14 protein-coding genes are annotated in these 13935 nt (G+C 69.9%); 6 read left to right on the forward strand and 8 right to left on the reverse strand.

The features are described from left to right. Window positions 1-9: 9 nt before the first annotated feature. Both G6N49_RS12495 and G6N49_RS12500 read left to right on the forward strand, forming a co-directional pair. Window positions 10-297 (forward strand): transposase, encoded by a 288-nt coding sequence (locus tag G6N49_RS12495; RefSeq protein ID WP_011855418.1) that lies wholly within the window; start codon window positions 10-12, stop codon window positions 295-297. An 8-nt stretch (window positions 298-305) separates the two neighbouring features. Then, window positions 306-1160, forward strand: coding sequence for an IS3 family transposase (locus G6N49_RS12500; RefSeq protein ID WP_268949413.1), 855 nt, complete (start codon window positions 306-308; stop codon window positions 1158-1160). Window positions 1161-1319: 159 nt separating this feature from the next. Here G6N49_RS12500 and G6N49_RS12505 read toward each other — a convergent pair whose 3' ends face one another. The 6 genes from G6N49_RS12505 to G6N49_RS12530 all read right to left on the reverse strand — a co-directional run bounded on the left by G6N49_RS12505 (window position 1320) and on the right by G6N49_RS12530 (window position 7687). Then, on the reverse strand, window positions 1320-2654 hold the full coding sequence (locus G6N49_RS12505) for a DEAD/DEAH box helicase (protein WP_011559563.1): 1335 nt from the start codon (window positions 2652-2654) through the stop codon (window positions 1320-1322). A gap of 197 nt (window positions 2655-2851) precedes the next feature. Next, window positions 2852-4267 (reverse strand): GTPase HflX, encoded by a 1416-nt coding sequence (hflX, locus tag G6N49_RS12510; protein ID WP_085976249.1) that lies wholly within the window; start codon window positions 4265-4267, stop codon window positions 2852-2854. Between the two features lie 45 nt (window positions 4268-4312). After that, window positions 4313-5194 (reverse strand): diaminopimelate epimerase, encoded by an 882-nt coding sequence (gene dapF / locus G6N49_RS12515; protein ID WP_011768200.1) that lies wholly within the window; start codon window positions 5192-5194, stop codon window positions 4313-4315. Window positions 5195-5198: 4 nt separating this feature from the next. After that, on the reverse strand, window positions 5199-6116 hold the full coding sequence (gene miaA / locus G6N49_RS12520; RefSeq protein ID WP_011855416.1) for a tRNA (adenosine(37)-N6)-dimethylallyltransferase MiaA: 918 nt from the start codon (window positions 6114-6116) through the stop codon (window positions 5199-5201). Continuing rightward, window positions 6113-6799, reverse strand: a complete 687-nt coding sequence (locus G6N49_RS12525) for a class III extradiol ring-cleavage dioxygenase family protein (RefSeq protein ID WP_011559559.1) — start codon at window positions 6797-6799, stop codon at window positions 6113-6115. The genes miaA and G6N49_RS12525 overlap by 4 nt, the downstream gene beginning before the upstream one ends. A gap of 9 nt (window positions 6800-6808) precedes the next feature. Then, window positions 6809-7687 carry a DMT family transporter gene (locus tag G6N49_RS12530; RefSeq protein WP_041309614.1) on the reverse strand — a complete coding sequence of 293 codons (879 nt, stop codon included), beginning with the start codon at window positions 7685-7687 and terminating at the stop codon, window positions 6809-6811. 218 nt (window positions 7688-7905) lie between these two features. Between G6N49_RS12530 and G6N49_RS12535 the strand changes: the two genes are divergently transcribed. Next, on the forward strand, window positions 7906-9285 hold the full coding sequence (locus G6N49_RS12535) for a DUF349 domain-containing protein (RefSeq protein WP_011559557.1): 1380 nt from the start codon (window positions 7906-7908) through the stop codon (window positions 9283-9285). Here G6N49_RS12535 and G6N49_RS12540 read toward each other — a convergent pair. Together G6N49_RS12540 and miaB are read right to left on the reverse strand one after the other, a co-directional pair. Further along, a complete protein-coding gene (locus tag G6N49_RS12540; protein ID WP_041925032.1) occupies window positions 9282-9899 on the reverse strand; it encodes an Rv2732c family membrane protein in 618 nt (205 codons plus the stop codon). The two genes, G6N49_RS12535 and G6N49_RS12540, sit on opposite strands and share 4 nt — an antisense overlap. Continuing rightward, window positions 9887-11575 carry a tRNA (N6-isopentenyl adenosine(37)-C2)-methylthiotransferase MiaB gene (gene miaB / locus G6N49_RS12545; RefSeq protein WP_407665054.1) on the reverse strand — a complete coding sequence of 563 codons (1689 nt, stop codon included), beginning with the start codon at window positions 11573-11575 and terminating at the stop codon, window positions 9887-9889. The genes G6N49_RS12540 and miaB overlap by 13 nt, the downstream gene beginning before the upstream one ends. Window positions 11576-11588: 13 nt before the next feature. Between miaB and G6N49_RS12550 the strand changes: the two genes are divergently transcribed. The 3 genes from G6N49_RS12550 to G6N49_RS12560 are packed head-to-tail and all read left to right on the forward strand — an operon-like array spanning window position 11589 to window position 13873. Next, window positions 11589-12317 (forward strand): amino acid ABC transporter ATP-binding protein, encoded by a 729-nt coding sequence (locus tag G6N49_RS12550; RefSeq protein WP_011768198.1) that lies wholly within the window; start codon window positions 11589-11591, stop codon window positions 12315-12317. A gap of 26 nt (window positions 12318-12343) precedes the next feature. Further along, window positions 12344-13171, forward strand: coding sequence for a glutamate ABC transporter substrate-binding protein (locus tag G6N49_RS12555; RefSeq protein WP_011559553.1), 828 nt, complete (start codon window positions 12344-12346; stop codon window positions 13169-13171). Between the two features lie 21 nt (window positions 13172-13192). After that, entirely contained in the window at window positions 13193-13873 is a 681-nt protein-coding gene (locus G6N49_RS12560) for an amino acid ABC transporter permease (protein WP_011855413.1), read from the forward strand. Window positions 13874-13935: the final 62 nt, after the last annotated feature.

The following is a 13935-nucleotide window of genomic DNA, read 5'->3' on the forward strand; positions in this document are numbered from 1 at the left end:
GGAGTCCGTATGCCTGCTGCTCATCCCGAGGAGTTCCGCCGCCGTGCGGTGGAATTGGCCCGGTTGCGGGAGAAGCCGATCGCCCAGATCGCCAAGGACCTCGGTATCAGTGAGTCCTGTCTGCGTCGCTGGATGGACCAGGCCGATGTCGATGAGGGTCATAAGGAGGGCCTGAGCCGCGATGAGCGCGCCGAACTCGTCCGGCTACGCCGCGAGAAGCGGGTGTTAGAGATGGAAGTGGAAATCCTCAAGCGGGCCAGCGCCAACTTCGCCCGGGAAAACATCCTCCCAAAATAGGGTTCCGGCTGGTCTGTGAGCTGGCTGCGCAGGGTTTCCCTGTCGCGGTGACCTGCCGGATCCTGAAGATATCGACCTCAGGCTTTTACGAGTGGCGATCCCGGCCGGCCTCGACGCGCGACCGCGCGGATGCCGAGTTGGCCAACACGATCGCCGCGATCCATACCGATTCGCGCCAGACCTACGGGGTGCGCCGAATCCGTGCCGAACTACGCTACGGCTACGGCCTGGCAATCAGCCACAAGCGGGTGTGGCGATGCATGACACTGGTGGGTGTGCAGGGCGTGCACCGCAGACGGTGGCGCCGGCATAAGCCCTCGCCGGCATCGTGGCCGGACCTGGTGAACCGCCAGTTCCGGGCCGAGGCGCCCGATCGGTTGTGGGTCACCGACATCACCCAGCACCGCAGCGCCGAGGGCTGGGTCTACGCCGCGGTCGTCCTCGATGTCTACTCTCGCCGGGTGGTGGGCTGGTCGATCGCAGATCACCTGCGCACCGAACTGGTCGCCGACGCCCTCGACATGGCCCGGCTGCGCCGCAAACCCGTCGGCACGGTGGTCCATTCGGATCGCGGAACCCAATACACCAGTTGGCTTTTCGGCCACCGTCTGAGAGAGGCCGGATTGCTGGGCTCGATGGGTAAAGTGGCCTCAGCATTCGACAACGCCATGATCGAATCGTTCTTCGGATCGATGCAGATCGAGCTCCTTGACCGCCGAACCTGGACTGCTCGCGCCGAACTCGCAACAGCGATCTTCGAGTACATCGAAGCGTTCTACAACCCCGTGCGCCGCCACAGCGCCCTGGACTACCGCAGCCCCATCGACTACGAAAGACTTCACACCACCAACACGGCGGCGTGAACACCCAACAGAAACCGTCCGGACAACCGGGAACAGGTCACATTACGGTGGGACACGAGAACCTCCGGACGGTATGGACCTAGACAAGCCACACCCCACCCGGAGGTTCTCCTCACATCAAGCCAACACGCCCGCTACCAACGTCCTGTCTCGGTACATCTAGCGGGCGGCCTGTGGGCGTCGGCGCGGACCGCGCGAACGCGTACCGGCGCCGCCACCCTGCGGGCGTCCCTGCCGCTCGCCGTGGCCCTGCGGCGTGGAGCGCCTACGGGGACGGTCAGAGGCGGCGCGGGGCTGCTCGACGGCCTTGGCGACGGGCGCGCGGTACGGCGCGACCTCGCCGACCAGTGCGGCCACCGACGGTGAATCGGCACCGACCTGTTGGGGGGCGACGTTGATGCCGGCGCGCCGCAGCAGCGCGGCGGTGTCCCGCCGCTCCTCGGGCAGCACGACGGTGACGACGTCACCGGCACTGCCGGCGCGCGCGGTGCGGCCCGAGCGGTGCAGATAGGCCTTGTGCTCGACCGGCGGGTCGACGTGCACCACGAGTTCGACCTCGTCGACGTGCACACCGCGCGCCGCGATGTCGGTGGCGACGAGCACCTTGGCGTCTCCCGCCGAGAACGCGGCGAGGTTGCGCTCGCGGGCGTTCTGGGACAGGTTGCCGTGCAGGTCGACCGAGGGCACCCCGGACTCGGTGAGCTGTCGGGCCAGCTTGCGGGCCTGATGTTTGGTGCGCATGAACAGGATTCGGCGTCCGGTGCCCGCGGCGAGCGTGTGCACCAGCGCCTTCTTCTCGTGCGCACCGGCCACGTGGAACACGTGGTGGGTCATCGCCGGCGGCGGTGCGTTGACCTCGTCGACCGAGTGGGTGACGGGCTCCCGCAGGAAGCGGCGCACCAGTTTGTCGACGCCGTTGTCCAGCGTCGCCGAGAACAGCAGCCGCTGACCACCCGCGGGTGTGGCGGCCAGGATCCGGGTGACACCGGGCAGGAAGCCGAGGTCGGCCATGTGGTCGGCCTCGTCGAGCACGGTGATCTCGACGCTGTCGAGCGAGATGATCCGCTGGCGCATCAGGTCCTCGAGGCGGCCGGGGCAGGCGACGACAATGTCGACACCGGCCCGCAGCGCTGAGGCCTGCGGATTCTGCGAAACGCCGCCGAAGATGGTGGCGACCTTCAAATCGTATGCGGCGGCGAGGGGTTCGAGTACGGCGGTGATCTGGGTGGCCAGCTCACGCGTCGGTGCGAGTACCAGGCCGGAGGGGCGCGACGAACGCCGTTTGGCGTCGGCGAGCCGGCTCACCAGCGGCAGCGAGAAGGCCAGCGTCTTACCGCTGCCGGTCTTGCCGCGGCCGAGCACGTCACGGCCGGCCAGGCTGTCGGGCAGCGTCGCGGCCTGGATCGGGAACGGGCTGTCGATGCCCCGGTTCTCCAGGACACGGCGCAGCGGCCCGCGCACACCGAGGTCGGCGAATGATTGTGCAGTTGTCATGCAGGTGTTTGCCTTTCAGGGCAGTGTCGCGCACCCCGCGCAGCGCCGTCGGACGGCACAGGAAATGGGTACACAAGTGGCGAGATTGCCGGTCGGCAACATCGATCGCCGCGAGAAGAGCTTGAGCCGGACGCGATGGTAAGCGTTCCACGACGAGCCGTCGTCGGTGACGTCGGCGTTGAGGACAGTCTAGCGCATCAGAATGTTGCGAAGTCCCGCAGGCCCGCAGCGAGCGCCACCGGCACCCGTGCCTTGACCCGCGTGCCGTCCGTGGTGTGCTCGGTGGCGTCGATGCGTCCCTCGCTGTGCACCCGGGCCACAAGGTCGCCCCGGTCGTAGGGAATCGTGACGTCGACGGTGACGTCGGTGGACTCGACCAGCTCCGACATCCGGGCCGAGAGCCGGTCCAGGCCCTGTCCGGTGCGCGCCGAGACGAACACCGCCTCAGGCAGGGCGCGCCGCAGATGCGCCAGCGAGAGCCCGTCGGCCGCGTCGATTTTGTTGACCACCAACAGTTCCGGCGCGGGTTTGGCGTTCTGTTCGGCGATGACCTCGTTGATCACCTCGCGGACCGCGCTGATCTGGGCCAGCGGGTTGGCATCCGAACCGTCGACGACGTGGACGAGCAGGTCGGCGTCGGCGACCTCCTCGAGGGTCGAGCGGAACGCCTCGACGAGCTGGGTCGGCAGGTGCCGCACGAAACCGACGGTGTCGGTCAGGACGAACGGCCGACCGTCGTCGAATTCGCCTCGGCGCGTTGTGGGTTCGAGGGTGGCGAAGAGCGCGTTCTCGACCAGCACGCCGGCGCCGGTGAGAGCGTTGAGCAGACTGGACTTACCCGCGTTGGTGTAGCCGACGATGGCGACCGAGGGCACCTCGGTGCGCCGACGCCCACTGCGCTGGGTGTCGCGGATCTTCTTCATGTCCTTGATCTCGCGGCGCAGCTTGGACATCCGCTCGCGGATGCGGCGACGGTCGGTCTCGATCTTCGTCTCACCGGGACCGCGGGTGCCGACACCGCCACCGGCGCCACCGGCGCGCCCGCCCGCCTGCCGTGACATCGATTCACCCCAGCCACGCAGCCGGGGCAGCATGTACTCCATCTGCGCCAGGGACACCTGGGCCTTGCCTTCGCGGCTGGTGGCGTGCTGGGCGAAGATGTCGAGGATCAGCGCGGTGCGGTCGATGACCTTGACCTTGACGATCTTCTCCAGCGCCGTGAGCTGAGCGGGGCTGAGCTCACCGTCGCAGATCACCGTGTCGGCGCCGGTCGCCAGCACGATCTCGCGCAGTTCGGCCGCCTTGCCCGAGCCGATGTAGGTCGACGCGTCGGGTTTGTCGCGCCGCTGGACGACCCCCTCGAGCACCTCGGAACCCGCGGTCTCGGCGAGCGCGGCGAGTTCGGCGAGGCTGGCTTCGGCGTCGGCCGCGCTGCCGTCGGTCCACACGCCCACCAGCACCACGCGTTCGAGGCGCAGCTGGCGGTATTCGACCTCGGAGATGTCGGCCAGTTCGGTGGACAGCCCGGCGACGCGGCGCAGCGCGGAGCGGTCCTCGAGCGCCAGTTCGCCGGCGCTGGGGGTCTGGTGTGCGGGAAATTCGGGAAACGTCATGAGCGAATCAAGGTTCGCACGGAGATCACTTTTCATGCACCCCAATTAACGCTGATGAGATTGCCACCATTCCCCGGCGAGTTCGCCGGTGGCGACCAGTTCCGACGGTCCGCGCAGGAAACTCGTGGTGTCGGTGACCGAGACGGTGACCACGCCACCGGGGATGCGGACGTCGAGCGTGCCCACCGCGGCTCCCTCCTGGGCCAACGCCGCGACGGCGGCAGCGACTGTCCCGGTACCGCACGAACGCGTTTCGCCCACACCCCGTTCGTGTACCCGCATCGACACCGCCCCATCGCGCAGCGCGGTGAGCACCTCGACGTTGACCCCGTCCGGGAACTGGGCGGGGTCGAAGTCGACCGGGGCGGCCACGTCGAGCGCCGCGAGTTCAGCCTCGGTCAGCGTCGTGTCGACGCAGGCCAGGTGCGGATTGCCGACGTCGATTCCCAGCCCGGTGAATCGGCGCCCGCCGACCACCGCCGACCCGCTGCCGAGCAGGTTGACCTTGCCCATCTCGACGGTCACCTCGGCCCGCGACCGGTGGGCCAGGTCGAAGCCGTGCAGGACGACGGGCCGCGGCCCGGCCAGCGACCCCACGACGAACTCGTCGCGCGACTCCAGGTCCGCCGCGCGCAGGTAGTGGGCGAACACGCGCACGCCGTTACCGCACATCTGGGCGATCGACCCGTCCGCATTGCGGTAGTCCATGTACCAGTCGCCGGCCCCGACACCCTCGGGGAGCCGCTCGAACACACCGGCCGACAGTGCCGCCTTCGCGGTGGTGACCCGCAGCACGCCGTCGGCGCCGAGCCCGCGGCGCCGGTCGCACAGCGCGGAGACGACGGCCGGCGTCAGAGCCAGCCGGGCGTCGAGATCGGGCAGCAGCACGAAGTCGTTCTGCGTCCCGTGACCTTTGGCGAACTGCACCTGGTCAGGATACGGCGCGCCAGGCGCGCAGGGTGCGGTCGACGTTGTCCGGTGACCCACCGTCGAGCCAGCACACCCGGTGGTCGCGGCGGAACCACGAGCGCTGCCTGCGCACGTAACGGCGGGTGCCGACGAACGTGGGCTCGCGCGCCGCCGAGCCGTCGCCGCCGGCGTCGAGGTCGGCCAGGACCTGGGCGTACCCGAGCGCCCGCGACGCGGTCACGCCCTCACGCAGGCCGTGCCGCAGCAGGCCGGCCACCTCTGCCACCAGCCCTTCGGCGAACATCGAATCGGTGCGAGCCGCCAGCCGTTCGTCGAGAACCGATGTCTCCCAGTCCAACCCGATGATCGCCGTATCCCAGCGCGGCGCGCCGATGGTGGGCGCCGACGCCGCGAACGGTTGCCCGGTGAGTTCCACCACCTCCAGCGCCCGCACGATTCGGCGGCCGTCGGTGGGCAGGATCGATGCTGCTGCGTCCGGGTCGACCTTGCCCAGTTCACCGTGCAGCGTCGCGACCCCGACCTCGACGAGCCGCTGCTCCCACCTGGCTCGGACTGCGGGATCGGTGGCGGGGAACGCCCAGTCGTCGAGCAGGGCCTGGACGTACATCATCGACCCGCCGACGATGATCGGGACCGCGCCGCGGGCCGCGATGGTCTCGATGTCGCGGGCGGCCTCGCTCTGGTAGCGCGCCACCGAGGCGGTCTCGGTGACGTCGAGGACGTCGAGTTGGTGGTGCGGGACACCGCGGCGCTGCGCGGCAGGTAACTTCGCGGTGCCGATGTCCATCCCGCGGTAGAGCTGCATGGCGTCGGCGTTGACGATCTCCACGCCGATCTCGCCGCCGAGCCGTTCGGCGACGTCGAGGGCCAGCGCCGATTTGCCGGTTCCGGTCGGCCCGATGATCGCCAGCGGCCTCATGGCGTCCAGCGACCGGCGAAGTAGCCGACCCCGTACGGCGCCCCGCGGTAGAACTCCTCGGCGGCACCGGACGCGGGTCCGGTCAGTCCCGCCAGCACCTGATACGCGACCCGACCGACGACCGAGTCCGGCAGCCGGCTCAGCGCGGCGGGATCACCCGCGGCCAGTGCCTCGTCGAGCTGCGCCTGGACGGCGACGGAGTCGGGGTCGTACCCGCCCGGGGCGGGCGGGGTGAGGGTGTGGCAACCGTCGGCGACGACCAGCACCCCGACGGGGCCGTCGGCGTCGTCGAGCAGGGCGCGCAGCTCCCGGCCCCTGGTGTGTGCGGTGTCGGCAGCGAGGTCGCCGGAGAAGACGCGGACCTCCGCGGCGGCCCGCGGGGCGTATTCACCGCGCGCCCACGCCGTGATGAGCGCGCACAGGGGAAGCTCGACGGGTGCGGCGTCGGCGTCCGGTGAGAGGGCCACCCGCACGTCGACGCCGTAGCCGGCGAACGTCCCGACCTTGGGCGGGGTGAGCACCTCGTCGACGGCCCCGACGCCGATCGCGATCCAGCGGTCGGGCAGTCCTTCGACACAGCGCGCCACCGCCGCGCGCAGGTCGGCCAGCTCACCGGCCGCGCCGCCGGCCAGTTCGGGCACCATCACCGGCGCGGACGGCACGAGGGCGATCGCGGTGAGCACGCCACCAAACTAGTGCGCGACGGAGGCCTGGGCTTCGGCGCCGGCCGCTTCGCCGCGAGCCAGCGCCGCGGTGGCCAGGACCATCGCCGCGGCCGCGACGACCAACGTGAACCATCCGGACTCACCGGGTCGCATGGTCTCCCCGAGCACCGCCACCCCGAGCACCGACGCGACCACCGGTTCGGTCACCGTCATCGTCGGCAGCGACGCCGTCAGGGCGCCGGACCGGAACGACGCCTGCTGCCACGCCGTCCCGGCGACGGCCACGGCCGCGAGCGCGTAGAGCTCGGGCATCTGCAGCACCGCCCACAGACCGTCGTCGAGCCGGTCGACGACGCCCTTGGTCAGGACGGCGAAGACACCCCACAGCGCACCGGACACCAGCGCCAGGAGCACCGCACTGGGCGGACCCGACCAGATCCGCGCCCCGACGACGCACACCACCAGCGCCGGGACCAGCACCGCGAGCACCACCATCCACGTCTCCCAGGAGGCGCGGGCCTGCCCGGCGGTCGGATTGCCCACCGTCACGATCACCGCCACCGCACCGGCGAGCAGGGCGGCCCACAACCACTCCCAGCGCGTCACCCGCCGTCCGGTCAGCCGGGCGTTGATCGGCAGCGCGAACAGCAGCGACGTCACCAGCAGCGCCTGCACCAGCAGCACCGACCCCAACCCCAGCGCGGCGGCCTGCAGACCGAAGCCCAGGGCCGCGACGGTGCTGCCCAGCCACCACTGCCGGTCGCGCAACAGCTGGAGGAACAGCTGCAGATGCCCGACCGCCTCGTCGGTCACCTCGTGTGCGGAGCGCTGGTGGATGACATCGCCGATCGCGATGAAGAAGGCGGCGCCCAGCGCCAGCAGCGCGGCGATATCCGCCCTGGCCATCGCAATCTCCTCGTCGTCGTAGCGGGCATGAGCGTGCCCGGACGGCGGGTGGTCCCGCAAACCGGCGCGCCGAAGGTGTGCGCAGACCCCCGGCCGACCTGTTTCAATAGCCTTCAATGGCTCCGACGGCCAGGCAGACCGATCCATATCGACAGGCAAGGGCGCCGCGTTGCGCGGCAGTGCGCGGTCCACCGCGCGGAGGGTGCGAGGAACGAGAGATGACAACCAGCGAGCCGGGTGCGACCTCGGAGGCGAACAACGAGGTGACGCCACGTCCGGCGCCGGGGCCCGCGCCCCGGCCCGGGCCCTCACCCCGACCGGGGCCGCCGCGGCCTGCCCCTCGACCGGGCCGGTCGACACCGGTGCCCGCCGTGGTGGCGCCACCGGCCAGCGACCCGCACCGGTTCGGCCGGGTCGATCCCGACGGCACCGTGTGGCTGATCACGGGATCGGGTGAGCGTGTCATCGGTTCCTGGCAGGCGGGTGAACCCGAAGCGGCGTACGCCCACTTCGGGCGCCGCTTCGACGATCTGCAGACCGAGGTGGTGCTGCTCGAGCAGCGGCTGGTCACCCACGCCGGCGACGCCCGCAAGATCAAGACCGCCGCGGCCGCACTCGCCGAGAGCCTGCCGGAGGCCCACGTACTCGGTGACGTGGACTCGCTGGCGACGCGACTGACCGCGATCGTCGAACACGCCGACGAGGAGGCCCAGGCCGAGCGGGCCCGCCGCGACGAACAGCGGGCCGCCCAGTTGGCGCGCAAGGAGACGCTGGCCGCCGAGGCCGAGGACATCGCCACCAACTCGACGCAGTGGAAGACCGCAGGCGACCGGCTCCGCGAGATCCTCGACGAGTGGCGCACGATCACCGGCCTGGACCGCAAGACCGACGATGCGCTGTGGAAGCGTTATTCGGCGGCCCGCGAGACGTTCAACCGGCGGCGCGGTTCGCACTTCGCCGAACTCGACCGGGGCCGCGCGGGGGCACGGCAGGCCAAGGAGGCGCTGTGCGAACGTGCCGAGGAGCTGTCCGGGTCCCGCGAGTGGGGTGCGACGAGCGCCGCGTTCCGTGACCTGCTCGCGGAGTGGAAGGCCGCGGGCCGGGCGGCCAAAGATGTCGACGACGCCCTCTGGCAGCGGTTCAAGGCCGCCCAGGACGTCTTCTTCTCGGCACGCAACGCCGCGACCGCCGAGCGCGACGCGGAGTTCAAGGCGAACGCCGCGGCCAAGGAGGCCCTGCTCGCGCAGGCCGAACAGATCGACACCTCCAACCCGGACGCCGCGCGCGCCGCGTTCCGCGCGATCGGCGACAAATGGGACGCCATCGGCAAGGTGCCCCGCGAGCGGGTCGCCGAATTCGATCGACGCCTGCGCGCGGTGGAGAAGAAGGTCCGCGACGCCGCGTCGTCGAACTGGACCGACCCCGAGGCGCAGGCCCGCGCCGACCAGTTCCGGGTCCGTGCCGAACAGTACGAGCGGCAGGCGGAGAAGGCCGAGGCCGCGGGTCGCACCAAGGACGCCGAACAGGCGCGCGCGAACGCCGAACAGTGGCGTCAGTGGGCCGACGCCGCGGTCGAGGCGCTGGGCAAGCGACGCTAGACGCCCGGTCGGGCGGGGCCGTCCTGGTCGTCGCGGGGCTCGTCGCCGAAGTCCAGCAGCCCCTTGCCCTGGTTCTCCGCGGCGCGGCGGCGGCGCTCCTCCTCCGCGGCCAACTGCACCGCGGTGCGCGTCCACACCACCCGCGCCCAGTGGAAGGTGAGCACGATCACCGCCAGCCAACCGATGATCAGCCCGATGCCCGGGCCCGGATACGGTTCGGCCGCGGTCTGGCGGGACCACACGGCGAGCATGCCCATCGCGCTGGCCACCGCCGAACCCGCCAGCGCCACCCAGGCGATCGCCCAGCGCCGGGTGAGCAGAGCGACGATCGAGAACCCGACCGAGAACACGATGGCCAGGATGGCGAACACCCGCGACGGCAGGGAGATCCCCGCCTCGGCGGCGGCGTCGGTGCCGGTCAGCACGTCGAAGCCCCTGGCGCCGCCGGCGTGCGGCAACACGAACGACAGCAGTACGACGAAGACGAGGACGGCGACGACCAGGGCGCGCGCGCCCGGGTCGAACTCACCGGCCACCCGCCGCTCGACGTCTTCGATGTCGCCCTTGTAGGAGTCGAATCCGTCGGGGCCGTCCGGGGTGCTCACAGCGCACATCCCGTGGTCACGGGGGCGGGTGCGGGCGCCCCGACACCCGGGATGCCCAGCCCGACCCCGGTGCGGGGCCGCAGGCCCGCCGCGTGGGCGTCGCCGGCGCGGGTGCGTCGGTGGGTCAACAGGGCGCCGTCGGCGATGAGGTGGTGCGGGGCCGCGCCGGTCACCGTGGTGGTGACGACGTCACCGGGGCGGACTTGGTCGAATGCTCTTCGCGCAAGCGGCTCATCGGCGGCAGCACCCGGTGCGAAGTGCACGAGCCGGCCGTCGCGGGCGCGTCCGGACAGGCGCGCGGTGGCCGCATCCTTACGGCCCTCGCCGGTGGCCACGAGCAGTTCGAGCGTACGGCCGACCTGGGCCTGGTTCTCCTCGAGCGAGATCCGCTCCTGCAGCTCGATCAGACGCTGATAGCGTTCGCTCACAACGGCTTTCGGGAGCTGACCGGGCATATCGGCGGCGGGCGTCCCGGGCCTCTTGGAGTACTGGAACGTGAAGGCGCTGGAGAACCGGGAGGCGGCCACCACGTCGAGCGTGGCCTGGAAGTCCTCCTCCGTCTCGCCGGGGAAGCCGACGATGAGGTCGGTGGTGATCGCCGCGTCGGGGATCGCCGCCCGCACCCGGTCGATGATCCCCAGGTACTTCTCCGCGCGGTAGGACCGGCGCATGGCGCGCAGGATCCGGTCGGATCCGGACTGCAGCGGCATGTGCAGGGCCGGGCAGACGTTCGGCGTCTCGGCCATCGCCTCGATCACGTCGTCGGTGAACTCTGCCGGATGCGGGGAGGTGAACCGGACGCGTTCGAGCCCGTCGATCCGCCCGCACGCGCGCAGGAGTTCGGCGAACGCCCCGCGATTGCGGTGCGGCGCGCTCTGCCACATCCTCGGGTCCTCGCGCAAGCGCTCGTCCGCAGCGAACGACACCCCGTAGGCGTTGACGTTCTGGCCCAGCAGCGTCACCTCGAGGACGCCCTGGTCGACCAGCGTCTGGATCTCGGCGAGGACGTCGCCCGGCCTGCGGTCGACCTCCTTGCCGCGCAACGACGGGACGATGCAGAACGTGCAGGTGTTGTTGCAGCCCACCGAGATCGACACCCATCCGGCGTAGGCAGATTCGCGCGCGGCGGGCAGCGTCGACGGGAATTCCTGTAGGGCTTCGGCGATCTCGACCTGCGCGGCCCGGTTGTGGCGGGCGCGTTCGAGCAGCGTCGGCAGGGAGCCGATGTTGTGGGTGCCGAATACGACGTCCACCCACGGCGCGCGGCGCAGCACGGCGTCGCGGTCCTTCTGCGCCAGACAGCCGCCGACCGCGATCTGCATCTGCGGTTCGGACCGCTTGCGCGGCGCGAGGTGAGACAGGTTGCCGTAGAGCTTGTTGTCGGCGTTCTCGCGCACCGCACATGTGTTGAAGACCACCACATCGGCGTCGGCGCCGTCCGCGGCGCGCCGGTAGCCCGCATCCTCCAGGAGCCCGGCCAGTCGCTCGGAGTCGTGCACGTTCATCTGGCAGCCGTAGGTGCGAACCTGATAGGTGCGCGCCACCGGCGGCAGCGCGTTCGCCGCCTGCTGCGTCACCGTCGAAGTCACGGCCCCATGGTACGGGGCGTCGGATTGATCAGTTCCGGGCACAGTGGGCGTTCCGTGGGTAAGGTCAGCACCCATGGAAACGGCCGGGCACGCCAGTCAGGCGGTGCCGATGATCTCGATGCAGGAGGTCAACAAGCATTTCGGCGATCTCCACGTGCTCAAGGACATCAACCTGAGGGTCGAGCGGGGTCAGGTCGTGGTGGTGCTCGGCCCGTCGGGGTCCGGCAAATCCACGCTGTGCCGCACGATCAACCGGCTCGAGACCATCGACTCGGGCACGATCGCCATCGACGGCGAGGTGCTTCCCGACGAGGGACGCAAGCTCGCACAGTTGCGCTCCGACGTCGGCATGGTGTTCCAGTCGTTCAACCTGTTCGCGCACAAGACGATCCTCGACAACGTCACGCTGGCGCCGATGAAGGTGCGCGGACTCGGCAAGGACGCCGCGAGGGAGGCCGCGATGGCGCTGCTGGAGCGGGTCGGGGTCGCCAATCAGGCCGACAAGTACCCCGCCCAGTTGTCGGGCGGTCAGCAGCAACGCGTCGCGATCGCCCGCTCGCTCGCGATGAACCCCAAGGTGATGCTCTTCGACGAGCCGACCAGCGCGCTGGACCCCGAGATGATCAACGAGGTGCTGTCGGTGATGACCGCGCTGGCGAGCGAGGGTATGACCATGCTGGTGGTGACCCATGAGATGGGCTTCGCCCGCCGCGCCTCGGACCGGGTGGTCTTCATGTCCGACGGGGCGATCGTCGAGGACGCCGAGCCGGCCCAGTTCTTCGACAATCCGCAGACCGACCGCGCCAAGGACTTCCTCGGCAAGATCCTCCATCACTAAACGCCCGGCGAAAGGAAACCCCACCCATGCCGTCCTTCTCGATGCTGTCTCGCAGGCGCGTCACGGCCGCCGTCGCGCTGGCGCTCGCTGTGCCGTTCGCGGCCACCGCGTGCGGAGGTGGCGGCGGTGACGAGAACACCATCGTCATCGGCACGAAGTTCGACCAGCCGGGCCTGGGCCTGCGCAACCCCGACGGTTCGATGAGCGGCTTCGACGTCGACGTCGCGACCTACGTGGCCGGCGAACTGGGATACACCCCCGAGCAGATCGAGTGGAAGGAATCGCCGTCCGGACAGCGTGAGACGTTGATCCAGAACGACCAGGTCGACTACATCGTGGCGACCTATTCGATCACCGACTCCCGCAAGGAGAAGGTCGACTTCGCCGGGCCGTACCTGATCACCGGCCAGAGCCTGCTGGTGCGCAACGACAACACCGACATCACCGGCGCCGCGTCGCTGGCCAACAACAAGCGGCTGTGCTCGGTGTCGGGTTCGACTCCCGCGCAGAAGATCAAGGACGAGTACCCGGGTGTGCAGCTGCAGCAGTACGACACCTACTCGGCGTGCATCGAGGCGCTGAAGAACGGCGCCATCGACGCGGTCACCACCGACGAGGTGATCCTGGCCGGTTACGCCGCGCAGACCCCGGGCGCCTTCAAGATCGTCGGGGACACGTTCTCCGAGGAGCGCTACGGCGTCGGGCTGAAGAAGGACGACAGCGAACTGCGGGCCAAGATCAACGCCGCGATCGAGAAGATGGAGTCCAGCGGCGCCTGGAAGGAAGCCTTCGACAAGAACCTCGGCCCGGCGGGTATCACGGCGCCCACCCCGCCGCCGGTCGACAGCAACTGAGTCGAGGGTCTGGCTCCGGCCGTGGAGATATTCACCGAGTACCGCGCGCAGATCTTCGAGGCGTTCTGGACCACCATCCAGCTCACGGTCTACTCCGCGGTCGGAGCGCTCATCCTGGGCACGGTGCTGGCCGGGATCCGGCTGTCGCCGGTGCCGATGCTGTCCTGGCTGGGCACCGCCTACGTCAACGTCATCCGCAACACGCCGTTGACGCTGATCATCCTGTTCTGCTCGTTCGGGGTGTCCCAGACCCTCGGGATCACGCTGGTCGACCCGCAGTCGAGCACCTCGATCGAGGACAGCAACTTCCGGTTGGCGGTGCTCGGGCTGACCGTGTACACCGCGTCGTTCGTGTGCGAGACGGTGCGCTCGGGCGTCAACACGGTGCCGCTGGGCCAGGCCGAGGCGGCCCGCTCCCTGGGCCTGACGTTCAGTCAGAATCTCCGAATGATCCTGCTGCCGCAGGCTTTTCGTTCCGTGATCATCCCGCTGGGCTCGGTACTGATCGCGCTGACGAAGAACACGACGATCGCCTCGGCGATCGGCGTGGCCGAGGCGGCGCTGCTGATGAAGGAGATGATCGAGAACACCGCGGCACTGCTCGTGGTCGGGTCGATCTTCGCCCTGGGTTTCATCATCCTGACGTTGCCGCTGGGGCTGGTTTTCGGATGGCTCGGGAAACGCCTGGCGGTGGCTCGGTGATGAGCGCTTGCGCGAAGAACGGACGGAACCGATGAGCGCTTGCGCGAAGAACGGACGGAACC

Origin of the sequence: Mycolicibacterium monacense (genome assembly GCF_010731575.1) — a bacterium.
GTDB classification, from domain to species: Bacteria; Actinomycetota; Actinomycetes; order Mycobacteriales; family Mycobacteriaceae; genus Mycobacterium; species Mycobacterium monacense.

Bases quoted from the DNA above. Each gene is read 5' to 3' on its own strand.
- G6N49_RS12495 (WP_011855418.1), top strand. From the start codon at position 10: ATGCCTGCTGCTCATCCCGAGGAGTTCCGCCGCCGTGCGGTGGAATTG.
- G6N49_RS12505 (WP_011559563.1), bottom strand. From the start codon at position 2,654: ATGACAACTGCACAATCATTCGCCGACCTCGGTGTGCGCGGGCCGCTG.
- hflX (WP_085976249.1), bottom strand. From the start codon at position 4,267: ATGACGTTTCCCGAATTTCCCGCACACCAGACCCCCAGCGCCGGCGAA.
- miaA (WP_011855416.1), bottom strand. From the start codon at position 6,116: ATGAGGCCGCTGGCGATCATCGGGCCGACCGGAACCGGCAAATCGGCG.
- G6N49_RS12530 (WP_041309614.1), bottom strand. From the start codon at position 7,687: ATGGCCAGGGCGGATATCGCCGCGCTGCTGGCGCTGGGCGCCGCCTTC.
- G6N49_RS12535 (WP_011559557.1), top strand. From the start codon at position 7,906: ATGACAACCAGCGAGCCGGGTGCGACCTCGGAGGCGAACAACGAGGTG.
- G6N49_RS12540 (WP_041925032.1), bottom strand. From the start codon at position 9,899: ATGTGCGCTGTGAGCACCCCGGACGGCCCCGACGGATTCGACTCCTAC.
- G6N49_RS12550 (WP_011768198.1), top strand. From the start codon at position 11,589: ATGATCTCGATGCAGGAGGTCAACAAGCATTTCGGCGATCTCCACGTG.
- G6N49_RS12555 (WP_011559553.1), top strand. From the start codon at position 12,344: ATGCCGTCCTTCTCGATGCTGTCTCGCAGGCGCGTCACGGCCGCCGTC.